The sequence below is a fragment of the Bradyrhizobium diazoefficiens genome, from assembly GCF_016612535.1.
GTDB classification, from domain to species: Bacteria; Pseudomonadota; Alphaproteobacteria; order Rhizobiales; family Xanthobacteraceae; genus Bradyrhizobium; species Bradyrhizobium diazoefficiens_C.
The window spans coordinates 2,565,235-2,584,207 of the sequence record NZ_JAENXS010000001.1 but is presented as its reverse complement, the minus strand read 5'-3'; the positions used below and the strand labels follow the sequence as shown (position 1 = coordinate 2,584,207).

Here is an 18,973-nt window from a genome sequence, read left to right as displayed (position 1 = left end):
AGGATCTTTGCGAAGACGTTCTGACCGTCATAGGCCGTCATGAATGCCCTCCCTCGCGGAGCGATCAAACGCGCTCCTTTTCATTGACGCAAGCGATGCCGCCGATCTATCCACGATACCGGGCAGGATAGTTCTATTGGCGACAAATTCAGATTCCGGACACAATATCGAGAGCGCGCGACGCGCCCTTGCGGCGCGGCTGCAGTCGGCCGGCGTCGAGCAGCCTGCCCTCGATGCGCGCCTGCTCGTCGGCGCCGCACTGGGGCTCGATCTGACGGGCATGATCACGCAGGCGGCGCGATACCTCGCCCCTGAAGAGGCTGTGCGGCTCGAAGGATATGCCCAGCGCCGGCTTGCGCATGAGCCGGTGGCCCGCATTCTCGGCGTGGGGGAATTCTGGGGCTTGCCGTTTCGATTGTCCGAGGCGACGCTGGTGCCGCGGCCGGACACCGAGACGGTGGTCGAACTGACGCTGGAGATTTTCCGCGAGCACACGATCGCGGGACGGCGTCCGCGCATCGCCGACATCGGCACCGGGTCGGGCGCGATCCTGCTCGCGTTGCTGCATGAAATTCCCGATGCATATGGCGTCGGCACCGATCTCAGCCTCAGCGCGCTCGGCACGGCAAAAGGCAATGCCGCGGCACTCGGTCTCGCCGACCGCGCGGCCTTTGTCGCCTGCTCCTATGCGGCGGCGCTCTCGGGCCTGTTCGATCTCATCGTGTCGAATCCTCCCTATATCCCCTCGGCTGAAATTCCAAAATTGGACATCGAAGTCCGCGTGCATGATCCGCACCTGGCGCTCGACGGCGGCAATGACGGTTACGACGCCTACCGCGCTTTGATCCCTCAGGCGGCCGGCCTGCTCGCCCCCGGCGGGGCGCTGGTCGTCGAGGCGGGACAGGGCCAGGCGCGGAATATCGAGACCCTGATGACGGCCGCCGGCCTGTCGCTGGACAGGCCGCCCAAAGCCGACCTGGGAGGAATTCCGCGGGCGGTTTCGGCCCGAAAAATGCCCCCATAAAAGCCGGATTGGGCTGCAAAAAACCTCTTGGAATATCCCTTGGGAACGACTACCTTCCTGTCAGCACATCGGTGTCGGCCCCGTAGACTTACGGGCGAAAGCCGGGCTCTCAGGCGAGAGCTTCACTGATTTAAGGTTCCAAGCCGCAGGTCCTCATAAGCGCGATGGCCATTGAAGCTGCGCTGCTTTTCGACCGCAACGTGAACGAAAGCCTGATATTGCGCTTGAAGACTTACGCAAGAAAGCTGGGCTTGTTTCGGCAGGCGATATGAATGGATTCGCTGGCAATGAATGCTGGCGGGTGGGGACGCGTCCTTGTTGAACGCGACGGTCGACGAACATCGGCAGGGTTCAATCCGCTGTTGCGCGGTGCGCGCGAGGGACTGTGAACCGCTGTCATCAGGTCACTCTCTGCAAATCAGTAATGCGTGCAACCTTTAGGGCTGGAATTAAAGGCAGGACATGAGAAACGGTCAGAACAAGCAGCGGATGCGCAACCGCAACAACAACAACAACAACAATAACAACAACAACCGGCGCGGCCAGAACCCGATGACCCGGGTCTACGAATCGAACGGCCCCGACATCAAGATCCGCGGCACCGCCTCCCACATCGCCGAAAAATATCTTCAGCTAGCGCGTGACGCGCGCTCCTCCGGCGACCCGGTCGCCGCCGAAAACTACTACCAGCACGCCGAACACTATTTCCGCCTGATCGCGACGGCCCAGGAGCAGTTCCGCCAGAACCAGCAACCGCGGGGCGACGAACCCATCAGCAACAGCAGCGGTGACGACGGCGAGGACGACGGCGAGAATTTCTCGAATTTCGGCCAGGAGCCGGGTTTCGTTCCGCAGCCGCCGCAGCAGCCCTTCGTGCGCGATGGCCAGCGTGACTATCAGCAGCGCGACAACCAGCAGTCCTATCACCGCGATCAGCAGCAACAGCCGCGTGAGCATCGCGAGCGCGAGCACCGTCCGCAGCCGCAATATCAGCCGCAGCCACAGCCGCAGCCGCTGAACCAGCCGCAACCCGTCGTCGCCGATGCCGGCAACGTGGATCGTCTGCCATCCTTCATCACCGGCGCGCAGCCGCAGACGAACGGCGCTCCGGGCGGCTTCGAAGGCGGCAATGGTGGCGCTGGGGAGCGTTTTCCGCGGCGGCGCCGCCGGCCGCATAGCGGCCCGCGGCCTGAGCGCGAGGCAGCTCCAGCCGCGACCAGCGACGATCTTGCCCCTGGGGAGTAAGCCGCACCAATCTTCCGATCTTCATGGACTGCATCGTCCCGGCTTCCCCGGGACGATCTGTTTTTAGCTCCGCGTCACCGTCGAGGACGGCACCAGCACCGGCTTCAACGAGGGAATCAGCCGCGCCCGTTCGCGCTTGGCGGGAATTGCGCGATAGACCTGCTTGGTCGCTTCGACGATGTGGACGCCGGCGAAAGGCAGCGACAGCGCCGCACCTGCCCGCTCCCACATCTGCGCCGATTTCAGCACCCAGCGGCCGGCATAAGGCGGCATGAACAGGGCCTCGCCCCAGGCGGTCGGCGTGAACCAGGTCTGGCGCAACAGGTCCGTGATCTGCGAGCGTGAATACGGACGGCCGTGGCCGAACGGCGTGTTGTCGCTGCGCGTCCATACCCCGCGTCGATTCGGGATCACTGCGATGACCCGGCCGGATGGCGACAGCACCCGCCAGACTTCGCGCAGCAGTGCGGCCGGATCGTCCGACATTTCGAGCGCATGGACCAGCAGGATGCGGTCGACTGCGGCGTCGGGAAGCGGCAGCGAAAATTCATCGACCAACGCGGCGAGCGCCGGCCGGCCCGTGGGCCATTTCAGCACGCCCTGAGCCGCCGGCATGAAGGCGATGCAGCGCTCCGCATCTTCGCGGAACAGCCCGAGATAGGGCGTGGGATAGCCGATGCCAAGCACGCGCTGGCCCTCGGCGTTCGCCCAGCGCTCCCTGATGCCCCGATTGATCATTTGCCGCGCCACGAGCCCGAGGCGACGGGAATAAAACTCGCGAAGATCGACGACGTCGATGGTCATGGCGGCAATGTAACATGCACAAGGCGGCGGCCGCGCGCTGAATATTGCATTGCCTGCGCAACGTTAACGCCATATTTGTCTGGCGGGGCTGAGCGCGATGGAGATGTCATGGCTGCCGAAATTCGTACTTTCAGCTGTTTAAACGACAATTTCGGTTATCTGATCCACGATGTGGAAACCAAGGCAACCGCGTCGATCGACGCGCCGGAGGCCGGTCCGATCCTGGCTGCGCTCGAGCGGGAGGGCTGGCAGCTCACCGACATCCTGATCACCCATCATCACGGCGATCATGTCGGGGGCGTCGCCGAACTCAAGCAGAAATACAATTGCCGCGTCGTCGCGCCGCATGACAAGACGACGAAAATCGCCGACGTCGATTTGCGCGTGGCCAATGCCGACGTGATCAAGGTCGGAACGCTGCTCGCGCGCGTGCTGGAAACGCCCGGCCACACGCTCGACCATATCTCCTACGTGTTCGACACCGAGAAGACGCTGTTTGCCGCCGACACACTGTTCTCGATCGGCTGCGGTCGGGTGTTCGAGGGCACCTATCCGATGATGTGGGACTCGCTGCTGAAGCTGCGGGCGCTCCCCGACGATTTCAAGCTCTATTGCGGACACGAATACACCGCCTCCAACGTCAAGTTCGCGCTCACCGTCGAGCCCGACAATGCGGCGCTCCAGGCGCGCGCGGCGGAGGTGGCGAAACTGCGGGCGGAGAACAAGCCGACCATTCCCTCACTGCTTGGTGATGAGAAGCGAGCAAACGTGTTCCTGCGCGCTGATGAACCCTCGGTCGCAGCCAGGCTACACATGAAGGGCGCGGATGCCGCCGCGGTGTTCGGCGAGCTGCGCGAGCGCAAAAACAAATCCTGAAGAACGAGTCCTGACGGGGATCGATGCCGACCGCAGCCGAGATCATCGCGCGCCTTGAACTCCGCCCACACCCCGAGGGCGGGCATTATCGTGAGACCTTTCGCGACCAGACCACCGACGCCAACGGCCGGTCGCGCTCAACCCTCATCTATTTCCTGCTCGCGCGTGGCGAGCGCTCGCACTGGCATCGCATCGATGCGGTCGAGACCTGGCACTATTACGCCGGCAGCCCTTTGACGCTACGCATAGCGCATCACGGCTGCTCCCAGCACGAGGTACGGCTCGGCACGGACCTCGTGGGCGGCGAGCGCCCGCAGGCGATCGTGCCGGCGGACGCATGGCAGATGGCGGAGACCACCGGCGAATGGACGCTGGTCGGCTGCACCGTGGCGCCCGCGTTCGAGTTCGCAAAATTCGAGCTCGCGCCGATGGGCTGGGAGCCTTAATTTCCGATCTGGAATCGGGTGGGTTCGATTCACTTCTCCCATTACGACTGCGCTTCCAATCAGCAGGAGCACACGATGCACGGAACACTCGGTCCCGCCGCCGTCCAGATCGACCCGGCCATGCTCTATTTCGGAACGCCGGTCGTCCTGATCGGATCGACCAACGACGACGGCTCCTCCAATCTCGCACCGATGTCGTCGGCATGGTGGGTGGGCTGGCGCTGCATGCTCGGGCTCGCAAGCAATTCCAAAACCACCGAGAACATGATTCGCACCGGCGAATGCGTGCTCAATCTGCCGTCTACCGAACTCGTCACCGCCGTCGACCGCCTCGCCCGCACCACGGGCTCGGATCCAGTGCCGCCCGGAAAACTCTATCGCGGCTACCGGCATGAGAAGGACAAGTTCGGGCTCAGCGGCTTGACGGCGCTACCGGGCGAAACGGTTCGCGCACCGCGGGTTGCCGAATGCCCGGTGCAGATGGAAGCCAAGGTCGCCCATGTGCATGGGATGGCGCAGGACGACGCAGTCTGGCGCGGCCGTCTCGCCGCGATTGAGATCCGCATCACCCGCGTGCATGCGCATCCCGACATCATGATGGAAGGCGCGAGCAACCGCATCGATCCCGACAAATGGCGCCCGCTGATCCTCAGCTTCCAGGAATTCTACGGCCTGACGCCACAGCGCTTGCGACGCTCCGAGCTCGGACAGATTCCGGAGGCGATGTATCGGCCATCGGGCTGGCAGCCGGCCCTGTAGCGCCCATCACCGCTTCCGCAGCACCATGTCCTTCGCCGCAATCAGGCCGCCGCCGGCGATCAGGATCGCGGCGATGGCGATGTTGGCGCTGGCTTTTGCAAAGCCGGCGGCGATGAGGAAACCGGTCGACAACAGCGGCGTCGCGTAGGAGGCGGCGCCGAGCACTCGGATGTCGCCGCGCTTCATGCCGATGTCCCAGGCGTAGAAGGCCGCGCCGACGGGGCCGATGCCAAGTGCGATCACGGCGAGCCATTGCAAATGGGTCTCGGGCCACACGGTGGCCTCCAGCACACCGTGCATCAGCGCCGCGAGCACTGATGTGGCGAGGCAGAAGCCGGCGACCGCGTCGGTCGGCACCGCCTTCAGCCGCCGCGACAGCACCGAATAGGTCGCCCAGACGAAGGCGGCGATGAAGGCCGCCATCAATCCCGGCACCTGACCCGGCGCGAAGCCGGAGGTATTGCCCGCGAACAGCAGCACGGTGCCGACGAGGCCGAGCACGGCGCCGACGGTGTGATGCAGCGCCAGGCGCTCGCCCGGCAGGAACGACGAGAACAACACGATCAGCAGCGGCCACATGTAATTCAGAAGACCGGCTTCGGCCGGCGGCGCGAAGCGCAGCGCGAGGAAATACAGCGCGTGATAGCCGAACAAGCCGCCAACGCCGACGAGCCATACGACGAGCGGCTGGCGCAGGCTCTTCGCGGCGTCGCCGCGGCCGATCCAGGTGAGCAGGCCGACGAGACCGCCGATCGCAAAGGTCATCGCGGCGAGCTGGAATGCCGGGATTTTCCCGGTCGCCACCGTCATCACAGAGAGCAGCGACCACATCAGGATGGCGGTCAGTCCGATCAGTGTGGCGGTGCGCGGGGTCATGGATCAAGGGGCTCTGAGGACGCTTATGCCCGGCGCGAGGCCGGGCATTTTCGTCTTCACTATCGCCTCGTCTCGCCCAAGGCTACAGCCTTTTGGCTCAAAGGTCTGACGCCCTATCAGGTCTGATATTGACCGCCATTGATGGTCATCGTCGATCCCGTGATGAAGCCGGCCTCGTCGGCCGCCAGGAACACAACCGCGCGTGCAATCTCTTCCGGCTCGCCGAGGCGGTTGACAGGGATCTGCGGAATCACGTTCTTCTCCAGGACGTCCTTCGGCACCGCCTGCACCATTTCGGTGTTGATGTAGCCCGGGCAGATCGCGTTCACAGTGATGCCGCCCTTGGCGTTCTCGAGCGCGAGCGCCTTGGTGAAGCCGATGTCGCCGGCTTTCGCCGCGGAATAGTTGACCTGACCGAATTGGCCCTTCTGGCCGTTGATCGACGAGATCGAGATGATGCGGCCGAACTTGCGCGCACGCATGCCCTCGATCACCGGGCGCGTCATGTTGAACAGCGAGCCGAGATTGGTGTTGATGACGGCGTTCCACTGCTCGAGCGTCATCTTGTGGAAGGCGGTGTCGCGGGTGATGCCGGCATTGTTGACGAGCACTTCGACCGGGCCCAGATCGGCCTCGACCTTCTTCACGCCTTCGGCGCAGGCATCGAAATTGCTGACGTCCCATTTGTAGACGGCGATGCCGGTTTCGGCCCTGAACTTCTCCGCCGCCGCATCGTTGCCGGCATAGCTCGCCGCTACCTTGTAGCCAGCCGCCTTCAGCGCCTTGCTGATCGCAGCACCGATGCCCCGCGTACCACCCGTCACCAATGCAACTCGTGCCATATCGTATTCCTTCCCTTGGACTCGTCGGACGTTTCTGAGTGATCGTTTTTAACGGTGGATTATGCGGTTGGTTTGACGGACATCAAGAACAAAACGCCCGGCGTTGAGCCGGGCGTTTCTCTTTAGTCGAGGCTTGCGCGGTTGCGAAGAATATTTGATTCGCAACCGCTGCCTTTTTAGTCGCGTGCAACGCACTCACCAAGGTGTGCAGCGCACGCGTCAATTGGACGTCAGCTTCAGTCGCGCGCCAGACACATCGCGATACCCATGCCGCCGCCGATGCACAGCGTGGCGAGGCCCTTCTTGGAATCACGCTTTTGCATTTCATGCAGCAGCGTCACCAGCACGCGCGCGCCGGAGGCACCGACCGGATGACCGATCGCGATCGCACCGCCATTGACGTTGACCTTGGAGGTGTCCCAGCCGAGGTCCTTGTTGACCGCGCAAGCCTGCGCCGCAAAGGCCTCGTTGGCCTCGATCAAGTCGAGATCGCCGACGCTCCAGCCCGCCTTCTTCAGCGCGGCGCGCGAGGCCGGGATCGGGCCCGAGCCCATGATCTTCGGATCGACGCCGGCCTGGGCCCACGACACGATTCGCGCGAGCGGCTTCTTGCCTTCCTTGGCCGCCTGCTTCGCCGTCATCAGCACCACCGCAGCAGCGCCGTCATTGATGCCGGAAGCCGAACCCGCGGTGACCGTGCCGTCCTTCTCGAAGGCGGGCTTGAGCTTCGCCATCCCCTCGAGCGTTGCGCCATGACGCGGATATTCATCGGCGCTGACGACGATGTCGCCCTTGCGGGTCTTGATGGTGACGGGGACGATCTCGTCGCTGAACTTGCCGGCCTTCTGAGCCGCCTCGGCCTTTTGCTGCGAGGCGACGGCGAATTCGTCCTGCTGGGCGCGGGTGATCTGCCACTGCCGCGCGACATTCTCAGCGGTGTTGCCCATGTGGTAGCCGTTGAAGGCATCCCACAGGCCGTCCTTGATCATGGTGTCGATGAACTCGACCCCGCCCATCTTGACCCCGCCGCGCAGATACTGGGCGTGCGGAGCCATGCTCATGGATTCCTGGCCGCCGGCGACCACGATCTCGGAATCGCCGTTGAGCAGCGCCTGGTAGCCGAGCGCGACCGTGCGCAGGCCCGAGCCGCAAAGCTGATTGACGCTCCAGGCCGGGCTCTCGACGGGAATGCCGGCCATGATCGAGGCTTGGCGGGCCGGGTTCTGGCCCTGAGCGGCAGTGAGAATCTGGCCCATGATGACTTCCGAAACGCGACCGGGCTCGATGCCGCCGCGCTCCAGCGCGGCCTTGATGGCGACGGCGCCGAGATCGTGGGCGGGAAGGGTCGCGAAGGCTCCGTTGAAGCTTCCGACCGGGGTGCGGGCGGCGCTGACGATGACGACATCGTCTGACATGGGCATCTCCTGGGTTTGAAAGGGGGCAGACGGGGCTGGGAAACGGCTCGCCAGTCTCGGATGGCATCCTGTTAACGTCGTTGAGGCATGTCAATCGGCTGGTGACCGAATTCATGCCGCAGCGCATTCAAAATAGCGTTCTTGGCGATTTCGCAAGCACGTTTTTGCTGCGCAATTAACCGTGCCGCACAAAACGGTAGCGTGAGCCCGTTGAAAATGCTTATTTTGTTGCGTTGCGTACTCTTCCCGCCCTGCGGCATAGCCCGGCAGGTTCCCGTTCTCAGCGTTGCAAGTGAGAGCCCATGGCGAAATCAGACCAACCCACCACGATCAAGAAATACGCGAACCGCCGGCTCTATAACACCGGGACGAGCACCTACGTGACGCTGGAAGACCTCGCCGCCATGGTCAAGGACGGCGAAGATTTCCTCGTTTACGACGCCAAGTCCGGTGACGACATCACCCGCTCCGTCCTCGCCCAGATCATCTTCGAGCAGGAGAACAAAGCCGGCCAGAACCTGCTGCCGACCACCTTCCTGCGCCAGCTGATCCGCTTCTACGGCGACAGCATGCAGATGGTGGTGCCGAAATATCTGGAGCAGTCGATCGCAACGCTGACACAGGAGCAGGAGAAGTTCCGCAAACAGATCGCCAACACGCTGTCCGGCACTCCTTTTGCCCCGCTCGAAGAGCAGGTCCGCCGCAATATGGAGCTGTTCCAGCAGACCTTCTCGATGTTCAAGCCGTTCGTTCCGCCGACGGGTCGCCCGGCAACGACGTCCGAGCCGGAGGCCGATGCCGGCACCGAGCCGGCCAAGGAGACCAACATCGACGATCTGCGCCAGCAGATGAAGGACATGCAGGAACGGCTCGAGAAGATGTCGAAGAAGGACGAGTAGGTCTTTCCTCCGCGCCGGCGCGTCCGCTCACGCGGGCGCGCAAACGACCAATTGATTGCAGCATTGCCGCGTCGTCGCCCCCCGGGCCAAGGCGGAGCCCATGTCTGACCGCAGCGTACACTGGCAGAACGTCTACGCCACCAAGGGCGAGGCCGAGGTCAGCTGGTTTCAGGACAGCCCGGCGACCTCGCTCGATATGATTCGCACGGCCAATCCGGATCATGGCGCTGCCATCATCGATATCGGCGGCGGGGCATCGCGGCTGGTCGATGCGCTGTTGCAGGACGGATACCGCGAACTGGCCGTGCTGGATCTCTCCGCCAACGCGCTTGACGCTGCGAAGAAGCGAATCGGCGCAGCCGCTTCAACGGTCGACTGGATCATGGCCGACGCCACCACATGGTGGCCGACGAAGACCTATGACATCTGGCACGATCGCGCCGCGTTTCACTTCCTGACCGATCCACGCGACAGGGCCGATTACGTCGAACGCCTGCGGTCGGCGGTTGCACCCGGCGGACACATCATCATCGCGACGTTCGCGCTCGATGGTCCGGAGAAATGCAGCGGCTTGCCGGTGCAGCGGCACGACAGCGCGAGCCTTTCGGCTGAACTCGGGCCGGAGTTCGAGTTAGTTGAGGCGCGGAGCGAAACGCACCACACACCGTGGAATTCGACGCAGGCGTTTCAGTTCAGTCGGTTTCGGAGGCGGGGCTAGCTCCGGTCAAGCCGCCAGCTTCGCCGCATGCGCAAAGTCCCAATAGAGTTTTCGCGCTCTGGTGTAGACCGGGCCCGGCTTCAGCTCGCGTGCGTCGATGCGAATCACGGGCGCCACTTTCGCGAAATTGCCGGTGGAGAAAATCTCGTCAGCGGCGAGGAAATCCGCATATCGCAGCGTCTTCTCGATCACGGTGACGCCGTCGCCGCGGAGCAGGCTGATCACGCGCTGGCGCGTAATGCCGTTGAGGAAGGTGCCGTTCGGCACCGGCGTGAAGACGACGCCGTCCTTGGCCATGAACACGTTGGAATTGCCGAACTCGGCGACATTGCCGAGCATGTCGAGCATCAGTGCGTTCTGGAAGCCGCGCGAGGCCGCTTCGGCGAGCGCCCGCGAATTGTTCGGATAGAGGCAGGCGGCCTTGGCGTCGACCGGCGCGCATTCGGCCGTGGGCCTGCGGAACGGCGACAGCGTGATCGCATTGCCGATCGGCTTCGGCATCGGCGCCTCGTAGATGCACAGGCACCAATTGGTGGTCTCAGGGTCGAACAGCACGCCGCCGCCCGCGCCGTTCTGCGCCCAGTACATTGGGCGGATGTAAAGCTCGGCATTCGGCGCAAAGCGCGCGATGCCTTCGCTTGCGAGTGTCAGCCAGGTGCCGGAATCGACCACCGGCTTCAGGCCAAAATTGATCGCCGATTGATTGGCGCGGGCGACGTGGCGATCGAGATCGGGCGCGACGCCTTCGAACGCGCGCGCACCATCGAACACGACCGAGCCGAGCCAGGCCGCATGCGTGCGCGGCCCCATGATCGGCACGTTGCCGTCGTGCCATTTGCCCTCGAAGAAGGTCCAGCTCGGCGAATATTCGATAGGCTTCCTGATCTCGGCCATGACAGGCCTCCTCTTTGGAAATATCCGGGCACTATTGTCCCAATTTCTAAACGATTTCCTGCAGCGAAGCACCAACTCTCCCTCCAGGGAGGGTAGGACAACATCGCGTCCAAACCGGCTATAGTGTCGGGCACGTCACGGAGTTTCCCATGCCGCTCGATCCGCTCGCAAAGCGCTTGTTGACCATGATGGCTGCGGCCGCGCCGCAGGCGCGGAGCCGGCCGAGCGTCGAGGCGCGGCGGCAGTCGCTGGCGAAGCTGATGCAATTCGCGCGCGCTGATGCGCCCGATGTGACGGCGTCCGACGGCAAGCTGCCTGGCCCCGGCGGAGAGCTGCCCTATCGTCTGTATTCGCCGGCGTCTGCCAGCGAGCGCACGCCGGGCTTCGTGTTCTTTCATGGCGGCGGACTCGTCGCCGGCAGCATTGCGACGCATGACCGCATCGCGGCGGCGCTGGCGCATGCGACCGGCTGCCGCCTCGTTTCGATCGACTACCGGCTCGCGCCGGAGCACAAATATCCCGCCGCCGTCGACGACGCGATCGCGGCCACCGAATGGGTCGCGCGCGAAGCTGAAGCGCTCGGCATCGACGCCGAGCGGCTGGTTGTCGGCGGCGATTCCGCCGGGGCGACGCTGGCTGCGATCGTGTGCCAGGAGGCGGCGCAGAGCGCCGGCCTCTCGATCGTCGCGCAATGCCTGATCTGCCCGGTGCTGGATTTCGAGGAGGTCTCCCCCTCCCGCGAGGCGTTCGCGGAAGGCCATCTGATCGACCGCGCCACCATCGAGGCGGATTTGTCCGATTATCTGCCCGAGGGCCTGGATGCCGCCGATCCCCGCATCTCGCCGCTGCGCGCGACGCGGCTCTCGGGCTTGCCGACCGCGATCATCCACACCGCCGAATTCGACCCGATGCGCGACGAGGGCAACGCCTATGCGCGCAAGCTGCTCGCCGCCGGCGTTACGGTCGAGCACATCTGCCACGACGGCATGGTTCACAATTTTCACGCCATGGGCGCGATCCTGCCGCAGGCACAGCTCGTGCTATCGCAGATCGGCGAGCAGGTCCGGCGTGCGGTGGCGAGCTGAGATCGAGGATCACTCGCGTGCGTCGAGCACGGCACGCGCCGCCGAAACATACTCCTGCCAGTGCGCGTCCGCGTAGCGCTCGGCCCGGGTGCGCGAAAGTGACGTCAGGCGCATGCGCCACCGCGATCATGCGCGCATAGTGCTCTTCGGCTACGGTGACACCCTTGGCAGTCCGGGTCGCGGCCAGGGCCGGCGCTGCGGCCGGAGCCACGGCGAGCGCCGTCATTCTGGCCAGCACGATGCGGCGCGATCTGCCCATGACTGTCGTCCTCCATTGTCCGGCCTCCACTCTGGCGGGCGAGTATGTCCGTGCGATCACGGCAGCGTAACCGCAAGCGTCCACGCACTGGTTACTCCGGCACCGGCACGTCGAACGTATTCAGCGTGACCGAGACCATGCCGCTGCCCGGCGACGATCGTCGCGAGCTTCTCGTCGGAGAGGCCACGCTGCTCGGCGACCAGCACATGGCGCGAGCGACATGGAGCCGCCGGTACGATCGTGCTATGCCTCGCCGACTACGTCACCGGTTCGCCCAGCGTGTGCATCAGGCGGTTGGCCCAGCCGAAGATCGCGGCTGACAGCACGAGGTCGAGCTGTTCGAGTTCGCTCAGCCCGGCGTCAGCTAGCGCGCGTGCGTCTTCCGCCGTGGCCTCGATCGGCGTGGTCGAGAGTTTTGTGGAAAAATCGAACAGCGCCTGTTGGCGCGCCTCCAGCTTGGCGTCGCGCTCGTCGCGAAAAATCTCCTCGACCACGTCGCGCTGTCCGGTGAGGCCGATGAAGCGCGAGGCGTGTACCGCTGCGCAATAGACGCAGCGATTGACGATCGACGCACTCAGCGCTCCCAGTTCGCGCTCGGCCGAGGCCAGCCCGTCCTTGCCGTACATGATGAGGTTGAACAGCGGCGAGCGCACCGCAAGCGATTCCGGATCGTGCGCCAGCGTCAGCACGTAAGGCGAGACGCCCTTGTTTGAGGGCGTGACCTTCATCGCGGAGAGTTGCTCGGGCGTTGCGGATGCGAGCTCGACCGGCGCGACATAAGGCGACCAGGTCGGGATCGTGGCTGTGAAGGCGTGAACGGTTTCGCTCATCGTGCCTGGATCTTTTTGAGGAGCTTGAGGCCGGCGACGACCCGCAGCTGGTAGTTCACGAAGGCGGCAAGCTCGGACAAGCGCACGATATCGGCCTCGCTGACACCGGCGGCCTTCAGGGCCGCGATGTCCTGCCGGGTCGCCTCACGCGGCGCCAGCGTCAGCAAGTCGGCGTGGCGCGCCATGGCATCGCTCATCGGATCGCCGCTGGTGCTGCCTGGCTCGGCGACGGCGGCGACTTCCAGATCGCTCGAATGCGCCAGATAGGACTCGTAGTGCGCGACGAGCGCGTCATCGCCGACATGCCGGCACATCCGCGCGGCCAGCGCAGCGCGCAAGCCATGGCTCAACCCGCCGGGCTCGCGCGGCACCAGCACCGCGTCATGAGCGGCCTCGCTCAAGCGCAAAATCTCGGCGCGTGTCGTCAGCGCCTGACCAAGCCGCGACGTCGCGGGGACGCCGGTCAGCGTTTCGATCAGCGTGGTCAAGCAGCACCTCGGGCGCTCTGTGGACTGGGGACGTCATCAACCGCCAGGGCGAGGGGCTGACCCTTATCGAGGAACGACGACAGTTCGGCCTCGAACGGCGCGGGATCGAGCCCGCGCGCCCTGAGCCATTGCGGCTCATAATAGGTCTGCCGGTAGCGCTCGCCCGAATCACAGATCAGTGTCACCAGCGAACCCGTCTCATTGGCACCGCGCATCTCGGAGGCGAGCCGGCATAGCGCCAGAAAATTGGTGCCCGTGGAGCCGCCGACCGTCCGGCGCAGCCGGCGCGATAGCACGTTCATTGCCGCGATCGTTGCGGCGTCGGGAATTTTCATCATGCGGTCGACCACACCCGGCACGAAGGAGGGCTCGCAGCGCGGACGTCCTACGCCTTCGATCAGCGAGGGCCGCTCGCAAACATGCGAGCGATCGTGGCTGCGGAAGCAATCGAATAAGGCGGAATGCTCGACGTCGGCGACGCAGAGCCGCGTCGGATATTGGCGGTAGCGCAAGTAGCGCCCGATCGTCGCCGAGGTGCCGCCGGTGCCGGCGCCCATCACGATCCAGTTCGGCAGCGGGCGCGGCTCGCCGGCCAACTGCGTGAAGATCGACTCGGCGATGTTGTTGTTGCCACGCCAGTCGGTCGCGCGCTCGGCGAAAGTGAACTGGTCCATATAGTGGCCGTTCAAGCGCGCGGCGAGCGCAGCGGCCTCGGCATAGAGCGCGCGGCCGTCGTCGATCAGATGGCAATTTCCGCCATAATGCTCGATCGCGGCGATCTTTTCCGCCGAGGTCGTGCGCGGCATCACGGCGTAAAAGGGCACGCCGATCATCTGTGCAAAGTAGGCTTCGGACACCGCCGTCGATCCAGACGATGCCTCGACCACAGGCGTGCCTTCGCGGATGTGCCCGTTGCACAGCGCGTAGAGAAACAGCGAGCGCGCCAGGCGATGCTTGAGGCTGCCGGTCGGATGGGTGGACTCGTCCTTCAGGTAGATGTCGATGCCGGCGAGCGCCGGCACGATCAGCCGGATCAGATGCGTGTCGGCCGTCCGGCACTGGTCCGCCTCGATCGCGGCCACCGCGTCATCCACCCAGCCGCGGCTGTAAGTTGGCCCGGACGGAGCGTACTGGCGGAATGAGATTGGTCCCATCGACATGACATAAATATCTCATAATACATCTTGCGCATCAAGAAATACTGTTCATTCTATAGATGAATAATTCACCCGGCCCCGCCATGAACAATGACGTCATCGATATCCGCCTGCTCGAGGCCTTCGCGGCCGTGATGTCGGCCGGCAGCATCACCGGTGCGGCGCGGCTGCTCGGCCGGTCGCAGCCGGTGGTCACTCGCCAGATCCAGGATCTGGAGGCCGACGTCGGCTATCTCCTGTTCTCCAGGAACGGCCCGCGTATCAGCCCTACGCCGAAGGGCGTTCTGTTCCACGCCGAGGTCGAGCGGCTTCTGATGGGCCTGAGGCATATCCGCCAGCGCGCCAATGCGATCGGCGCGGGCGCGCTCCCGGTGCTCAGTCTCGCTGCGATCCCGGCGCTGGCTGCGGGCTTCGTTCCGGCGGCGCTTGCGGCGCTGGAGCGCGAGCTGCTGCCGAGCCAGGTGCATGTGCAGGCGCTCTCGGCCGAGAACGTCGTGCAATCGGTGCTGTCGCAATCCGTGGACTTCGGGCTCGCGAGTCTTCCTGTCCAACATCCCGGCCTCGATGTGCAATGGGTGTGCGAGGTGCCGTGCGTGGCGTGCCTCGCCATGGATCATCCGCTCGCGAAGAAGAAGGTGATCCGGCTCAAGGATCTCAACGGCGGCCGGTTGCTGACCATGGCCAACCCCTACCGGCTTCGCCGCCGCGTGGAAGAAGCGCTGGAACGCGAAAGCGTAGTGCCGGCCGAGGTGATCGACACCAATTCCTCGATGACCGCGATTGCGATGGCCAAGCAATCGCTCGGCATCGCCGTCGTCGAACCGGTCCTGACTTCCAGCCTTCCCGTCGAAGGCGTCGTCACCCGCCGCCTCGACGTCTCCATTCCCTTCCTGTTCGCCGCGCTCTCGCCGACCGGCCGCGAGCTGACGCCGACGGTCGCGGCGCTCAACGCTGCGCTGCGCGCGGCCGTCGCGCTGATGCCCGGCGCCAGGCTGCACAGCGGTGCGGCAGCGTCGCTCGAGATCGACGGCGAAACCGACGCGTTCGAGAAAGCAAACTCATGACCACCAGCACGCCGAACGCCACCGGCCTCGTCGCACTCGAGGAGCGCCTGAAACAGGATCTCGCCTGGCTTGAATTGCCGGCCAAGTCGTGGGTGCCGCGCCGCGTCGTGGATGGCGCGAACGTCGTCGACGTCGTCATCGTCGGTGCCGGCATGGCCGGCCTGGTCGCCTCCGCGATGCTGAAGCGCCTCGGCGTCGACAACCATCTTCTGCTCGATCGCGCGCGCGCCGGAGAGGAAGGCCCGTGGGCGACGTTTGCCCGGATGCGAACACTGCGCTCGCCGAAGGAGCTGACCGGGCCTGCGATGGGCATGCCGGCGCTGACCTTCCGCGCCTTCTATGAAGCGCAATATGGCGGAGAAGCCTGGCAGGCGCTTGATCGCGCGCCGCGCACGATGTGGATGGATTACCTCGTCTGGTACCGGAAGGTGCTCAACCTGCCGGTCCGCAACGGCGTCTCGGTCGAGCGCATTCATGCCCACGACGACCAGCTGTTCGCGCTCGACATCAGCGAAGCAGGTCAGTCGCGAAAAATTTTGGCGCGTCATGTCGTGCTGGCAACGGGGCGCGATGGCCTCGGCAGCGCTTACGTGCCGCCGCTCGCCGATGGGATCGACCGGCGCTTCTGGGCGCATTCCTCCGACCCGATCGACTTCGAAAGCCTGCGCGGCAAACGCGTTGCCGTCGTCGGAGCAGGCGCATCCGCAATGGACAATGCCGCCGTGGCGCTGGAAGCGGGCGCGGCGCGAACGGACCTCTTCATCCGCCGCGCGGACATCCCGCGCATCAACAAGTTCACCGGCATCGGCAGTCAGGGCGTCGTGCACGGCTTCGCCGGCCTCGCCGACGACTGGAAGTGGCGATTCCTAGATTACACGCTGAAGGCGCAGACGCCGCCGCCGCGTCAGAGCGTGCTGCGCGTCTCCGCCCATCCGCACGCGCATTTCCATCTAGCAAGCCCGATCGAAGATCTTACCGTTGCAGGCGACCATCTCGTCGTGACGACGCCGAAGGGCCGCTATGCCACCGACTTCGTTATCTTCGGCACCGGCTTCATCGTCGACCTCGCCCAGCGTAAGGAGCTTGCGGAGTTTGCGCCGCATATCCGCTTCTGGCGCGACCGCTTCCCGACGCCCGCGGGAATGGACAATGCCGAGCTGGAGCATTCGCCCGACCTCGGCGACAGCTTCCAGTTCATGGAGAAGGTGCCGGGCGCCTGCCCGATGCTGTCGCAACTGCACTGCTTCAACTATCCAGCGACGCTGAGCCACGGAAAACTCTCCGGCGACATTCCCGCGATCAGCGAGGGCGCCGACCGGCTTGCGCGCGGCATCGTCCGCCGCCTCTTCGTGGAAGATCGCGAGATTCACTTCGCCAATCTCAAGGCCTTCGCCACGCCCGAAATCGTCGGCGACGAATGGCGCGATGCCGACGCCACCCATCAACCCGCCGAAGAGGCTTAAACCGGACAGGCCAGCGCAGATGCAGACGAACAGGAAAGCCATCGTGGCAGCAATCGCCGGCAACGCGATGGAGTGGTATGACTTCACGGTATTCGCGCTGATGACCCCGGTCATCAAGAACCTGTTCTTCCCGGTCGATCCAAAAATCCCGGGCAGCGAGATCAACGCGCTGCTGTTGACCACGGCGCTGTTCGGCTCCGGCTTTTTCATGCGGCCGGTCGGCGGACTCGTGCTCGGCTATTTCGGCGACCGCAAGGGACGTAAAGCCGCGATGACGCTCGGCATGGGTATCATGGCAGCGTCGGTTGCGTTGCTCGCCCTGACGCCGACTTATGCCACAGCCGGCATTGCTGCGCCGCTGATCGTGCTACTTGCGCGCCTGTTGCAAGGCTTCTCCGTCGGCGGCGAATTCGGTACCTCGACTGCCTATCTGATCGAAGCCGCGCCTCCCGGCCGCACGGGCTTCTACGGCTCGTGGCAGATTGCCGGCCAGCTCATGGCCAACGTGCTCGGCGCGGTGCTGGGCGCCGCGCTAACACTGACGTTCACCAAGGAACAGCTCGCCGCCGGCGCTTGGCGCATTCCCTTTTTCGTTGGTCTCGTGATCGTCCCGATCCTGCTCTACATGCGCGCCAGGGTGATCGAGCCCGAAATGTTCCAGCGCCACATGGCGACGGCACACAAGGAGCGTTTTCTCGCCGCGTTGAAAGACCCCGGCCGCAATTTCCTGATCGGCATGGGCATGGTGGTCGCCAGCGCTGTCTCGTTCTACGTCACCTTCGGCTACACCGTGACGTATGCGAAGGAGGTGCTGAAGCTACCGCTGATGCAGAGTTTTCTGGTGCAGATGGTCGCAGCAATCGTGATGGTCATCATTGTTCCCATCGCCGGCGCCATCTCCGATCGCTATCCACGCAAGCCACTGCTGCTGGTCTCGCTCACCGGCTACCTGGTGTCGCTCTATCCGCTCTATGCCTGGGTGATCTCGGGGCCATCGATCGCAAAGCTTCTGGTCGCCCAGATCGTGATCGGATTCTTCAGCGCCTTTTTCCTCGGCGTCTATTGCACCACGCTGGTCGAGCTGTTCCCGATCCGGGTCCGCTCGACCGCACTCGCGATCGTCAACAACGTCGCGGTGCTGGTCTTCGGCGGCTTCGCCCAGTTCTTCGTGACCTGGCTGATCACGCTCACGGGCTCGCCCCTTGCGCCGATCTTCTACGTCATGATCGGCGTCGGCCTCGGGCTGATCTCGGTGATCGCAATGCGGCCGGATGACGGCCCGACATCGCGCGAGCCAGCCATGGAGCGTGTCGCCGAGCAAGTCTCCTGACGCTTCCGCTCAAAACTCCAGCGGCGCGTTGTCGACGACTTCCTTCATCACGAAGAAGGTGCGGGTCTGGCGCACGCCGGGCAGCGCGATGAGCTGCTCGCCGTGGATGCGGTTGAAATCCTCCATATCGCCGACGCGGATTTTCAGGAAGTAGTCGAAGTCGCCGGCGACGAGGTGGCAGTCGAGCACGAATGTCAGCCTGGCGATCGCCTGCTCGAAGGTGGCAAAGCTTTCCGGCGTCGAGCGGTCGAGCACGACGCCGACCATCACCAGCGTGCCCTTGGCCACCTTCTTCGGCGCCACCATGGCGCGGACGGCGGTGATAAAGCCGGCCTCGAACAGGCGCTGGGTGCGGCGATGGCAGGTGGCAGGGCTGATCGCGACGGTTTCGGCCAGCTCGGCATTGCTGAGCCGACCGTTATTCTGCAGCAATCTCAACATCTTGAGGTCGATACGATCGAGCCGGGCTGACATGGAAGAACCTTCCGAAATTATCAAA

At 64.4% G+C, this 18,973-nt stretch carries 20 protein-coding genes and 1 pseudogene; 11 read left to right on the top strand and 10 right to left on the bottom strand.

Features of this window, described 5'->3' with window-relative positions:
- Window positions 1-136: 136 nt before the first annotated feature.
- Window positions 137-1,024: a peptide chain release factor N(5)-glutamine methyltransferase gene (gene prmC, locus JJE66_RS12150; protein WP_246756161.1), complete on the top strand. Its 888-nt coding sequence runs from the start codon at window positions 137-139 to the stop codon at window positions 1,022-1,024.
- A 462-nt stretch (window positions 1,025-1,486) separates the two neighbouring features.
- Window positions 1,487-2,269, top strand: a complete 783-nt coding sequence (locus JJE66_RS12145; protein ID WP_200514499.1) for a DUF4167 domain-containing protein — start codon at window positions 1,487-1,489, stop codon at window positions 2,267-2,269.
- Window positions 2,270-2,332: 63 nt separating this feature from the next.
- Here JJE66_RS12145 and JJE66_RS12140 read toward each other — a convergent pair whose 3' ends face one another.
- The gene (locus JJE66_RS12140) at window positions 2,333-3,073 is read right to left on the bottom strand and encodes a class I SAM-dependent methyltransferase (RefSeq protein WP_200514498.1); all 741 of its coding nucleotides are present in this window, start codon (window positions 3,071-3,073) and stop codon (window positions 2,333-2,335) included.
- 108 nt (window positions 3,074-3,181) lie between these two features.
- Here JJE66_RS12140 and gloB point away from each other — a divergent pair, with 108 nt between their 5' ends.
- From gloB to JJE66_RS12125, 3 genes are all read left to right on the top strand, one after another.
- Window positions 3,182-3,949 carry a hydroxyacylglutathione hydrolase gene (gloB, locus tag JJE66_RS12135; RefSeq protein WP_200514497.1) on the top strand — a complete coding sequence of 256 codons (768 nt, stop codon included), beginning with the start codon at window positions 3,182-3,184 and terminating at the stop codon, window positions 3,947-3,949.
- 23 nt (window positions 3,950-3,972) lie between these two features.
- Complete coding sequence (locus tag JJE66_RS12130; protein WP_200514496.1) at window positions 3,973-4,395, top strand: cupin domain-containing protein; 423 nt, start codon at window positions 3,973-3,975, stop codon at window positions 4,393-4,395.
- Window positions 4,396-4,470: 75 nt separating this feature from the next.
- Window positions 4,471-5,154, top strand: coding sequence for a flavin reductase family protein (locus JJE66_RS12125; protein WP_200514495.1), 684 nt, complete (start codon window positions 4,471-4,473; stop codon window positions 5,152-5,154).
- Between the two features lie 6 nt (window positions 5,155-5,160).
- Here JJE66_RS12125 and JJE66_RS12120 read toward each other — a convergent pair whose 3' ends face one another.
- The 3 genes from JJE66_RS12120 to JJE66_RS12110 form a co-directional block, all read right to left on the bottom strand.
- Window positions 5,161-6,030: a DMT family transporter gene (locus JJE66_RS12120; protein WP_200514494.1), complete on the bottom strand. Its 870-nt coding sequence runs from the start codon at window positions 6,028-6,030 to the stop codon at window positions 5,161-5,163.
- A gap of 116 nt (window positions 6,031-6,146) precedes the next feature.
- Entirely contained in the window at window positions 6,147-6,872 is a 726-nt protein-coding gene (gene phbB, locus JJE66_RS12115; RefSeq protein ID WP_200514493.1) for an acetoacetyl-CoA reductase, read from the bottom strand.
- Between the two features lie 236 nt (window positions 6,873-7,108).
- Window positions 7,109-8,287, bottom strand: coding sequence for an acetyl-CoA C-acetyltransferase (locus JJE66_RS12110; RefSeq protein WP_200514492.1), 1,179 nt, complete (start codon window positions 8,285-8,287; stop codon window positions 7,109-7,111).
- Window positions 8,288-8,589: 302 nt separating this feature from the next.
- Between JJE66_RS12110 and phaR the strand changes: the two genes are divergently transcribed.
- The gene (phaR, locus tag JJE66_RS12105; protein WP_200514491.1) at window positions 8,590-9,186 is read left to right on the top strand and encodes a polyhydroxyalkanoate synthesis repressor PhaR; all 597 of its coding nucleotides are present in this window, start codon (window positions 8,590-8,592) and stop codon (window positions 9,184-9,186) included.
- A 100-nt stretch (window positions 9,187-9,286) separates the two neighbouring features.
- Entirely contained in the window at window positions 9,287-9,904 is a 618-nt protein-coding gene (locus tag JJE66_RS12100) for a trans-aconitate 2-methyltransferase (RefSeq protein ID WP_200514490.1), read from the top strand.
- 6 nt (window positions 9,905-9,910) lie between these two features.
- On the opposite strand, the gene JJE66_RS12095 is transcribed toward JJE66_RS12100, so the two are convergent.
- Entirely contained in the window at window positions 9,911-10,798 is an 888-nt protein-coding gene (locus JJE66_RS12095; RefSeq protein WP_200514489.1) for a branched-chain amino acid aminotransferase, read from the bottom strand.
- A gap of 149 nt (window positions 10,799-10,947) precedes the next feature.
- On the opposite strand from JJE66_RS12095, the gene JJE66_RS12090 reads away from it, so the two are divergent.
- A complete protein-coding gene (locus JJE66_RS12090) occupies window positions 10,948-11,883 on the top strand; it encodes an alpha/beta hydrolase (protein ID WP_200514488.1) in 936 nt (311 codons plus the stop codon).
- Window positions 11,884-12,282: 399 nt separating this feature from the next.
- Here the strand turns inward: JJE66_RS12090 and JJE66_RS38860 are convergent.
- The 4 genes and pseudogenes from JJE66_RS38860 to JJE66_RS12075 form a co-directional block, all read right to left on the bottom strand.
- Window positions 12,283-12,351: pseudogene (locus JJE66_RS38860) on the bottom strand (carboxymuconolactone decarboxylase family protein); the annotation flags it as partial.
- A gap of 48 nt (window positions 12,352-12,399) precedes the next feature.
- Entirely contained in the window at window positions 12,400-12,972 is a 573-nt protein-coding gene (locus tag JJE66_RS12085) for a peroxidase-related enzyme (protein WP_200514487.1), read from the bottom strand.
- On the bottom strand, window positions 12,969-13,460 hold the full coding sequence (locus JJE66_RS12080; protein ID WP_200514486.1) for a CMD domain-containing protein: 492 nt from the start codon (window positions 13,458-13,460) through the stop codon (window positions 12,969-12,971). Before JJE66_RS12080 ends, JJE66_RS12085 begins: the two co-directional genes overlap by 4 nt.
- Window positions 13,457-14,620, bottom strand: a complete 1,164-nt coding sequence (locus JJE66_RS12075; RefSeq protein WP_409362803.1) for a PLP-dependent cysteine synthase family protein — start codon at window positions 14,618-14,620, stop codon at window positions 13,457-13,459. Before JJE66_RS12075 ends, JJE66_RS12080 begins: the two co-directional genes overlap by 4 nt.
- An 80-nt stretch (window positions 14,621-14,700) precedes the next feature.
- Here JJE66_RS12075 and JJE66_RS12070 point away from each other — a divergent pair, with 80 nt between their 5' ends.
- From JJE66_RS12070 to JJE66_RS12060, 3 genes are read left to right on the top strand one after another with little or no spacing between them, the layout of a single operon-like run.
- Window positions 14,701-15,681 (top strand): LysR family transcriptional regulator, encoded by a 981-nt coding sequence (locus JJE66_RS12070; protein WP_200515334.1) that lies wholly within the window; start codon window positions 14,701-14,703, stop codon window positions 15,679-15,681.
- A complete protein-coding gene (locus JJE66_RS12065) occupies window positions 15,678-17,144 on the top strand; it encodes an NAD(P)-binding domain-containing protein (protein ID WP_200514485.1) in 1,467 nt (488 codons plus the stop codon). The genes JJE66_RS12070 and JJE66_RS12065 overlap by 4 nt, the downstream gene beginning before the upstream one ends.
- A gap of 43 nt (window positions 17,145-17,187) precedes the next feature.
- Window positions 17,188-18,474 (top strand): citrate-proton symporter, encoded by a 1,287-nt coding sequence (locus JJE66_RS12060; RefSeq protein ID WP_311979849.1) that lies wholly within the window; start codon window positions 17,188-17,190, stop codon window positions 18,472-18,474.
- Between the two features lie 9 nt (window positions 18,475-18,483).
- Here the strand turns inward: JJE66_RS12060 and JJE66_RS12055 are convergent, their stop codons facing one another.
- The gene (locus JJE66_RS12055; protein WP_200514483.1) at window positions 18,484-18,948 is read right to left on the bottom strand and encodes an Lrp/AsnC family transcriptional regulator; all 465 of its coding nucleotides are present in this window, start codon (window positions 18,946-18,948) and stop codon (window positions 18,484-18,486) included.
- Window positions 18,949-18,973 lie beyond the last annotated feature (25 nt).

Excerpts from the sequence above, each read along its gene's own strand:
- JJE66_RS12090 (WP_200514488.1), top strand. The coding sequence starts at position 10,948 with ATGCCGCTCGATCCGCTCGCAAAGCGCTTGTTGACCATGATGGCTGCG.
- JJE66_RS12145 (WP_200514499.1), top strand. The coding sequence starts at position 1,487 with ATGAGAAACGGTCAGAACAAGCAGCGGATGCGCAACCGCAACAACAAC.
- JJE66_RS12085 (WP_200514487.1), bottom strand. The coding sequence starts at position 12,972 with ATGAGCGAAACCGTTCACGCCTTCACAGCCACGATCCCGACCTGGTCG.
- JJE66_RS12120 (WP_200514494.1), bottom strand. The coding sequence starts at position 6,030 with ATGACCCCGCGCACCGCCACACTGATCGGACTGACCGCCATCCTGATG.
- phbB (WP_200514493.1), bottom strand. The coding sequence starts at position 6,872 with ATGGCACGAGTTGCATTGGTGACGGGTGGTACGCGGGGCATCGGTGCT.
- gloB (WP_200514497.1), top strand. The coding sequence starts at position 3,182 with ATGGCTGCCGAAATTCGTACTTTCAGCTGTTTAAACGACAATTTCGGT.
- JJE66_RS12095 (WP_200514489.1), bottom strand. The coding sequence starts at position 10,798 with ATGGCCGAGATCAGGAAGCCTATCGAATATTCGCCGAGCTGGACCTTC.
- JJE66_RS12070 (WP_200515334.1), top strand. The coding sequence starts at position 14,701 with ATGAACAATGACGTCATCGATATCCGCCTGCTCGAGGCCTTCGCGGCC.
- JJE66_RS12130 (WP_200514496.1), top strand. The coding sequence starts at position 3,973 with ATGCCGACCGCAGCCGAGATCATCGCGCGCCTTGAACTCCGCCCACAC.
- JJE66_RS12065 (WP_200514485.1), top strand. The coding sequence starts at position 15,678 with ATGACCACCAGCACGCCGAACGCCACCGGCCTCGTCGCACTCGAGGAG.
- JJE66_RS12055 (WP_200514483.1), bottom strand. The coding sequence starts at position 18,948 with ATGTCAGCCCGGCTCGATCGTATCGACCTCAAGATGTTGAGATTGCTG.
- phaR (WP_200514491.1), top strand. The coding sequence starts at position 8,590 with ATGGCGAAATCAGACCAACCCACCACGATCAAGAAATACGCGAACCGC.
- JJE66_RS12110 (WP_200514492.1), bottom strand. The coding sequence starts at position 8,287 with ATGTCAGACGATGTCGTCATCGTCAGCGCCGCCCGCACCCCGGTCGGA.
- JJE66_RS12075 (WP_409362803.1), bottom strand. The coding sequence starts at position 14,620 with ATGTCGATGGGACCAATCTCATTCCGCCAGTACGCTCCGTCCGGGCCA.
- JJE66_RS12100 (WP_200514490.1), top strand. The coding sequence starts at position 9,287 with ATGTCTGACCGCAGCGTACACTGGCAGAACGTCTACGCCACCAAGGGC.
- JJE66_RS12140 (WP_200514498.1), bottom strand. The coding sequence starts at position 3,073 with ATGACCATCGACGTCGTCGATCTTCGCGAGTTTTATTCCCGTCGCCTC.
- JJE66_RS12125 (WP_200514495.1), top strand. The coding sequence starts at position 4,471 with ATGCACGGAACACTCGGTCCCGCCGCCGTCCAGATCGACCCGGCCATG.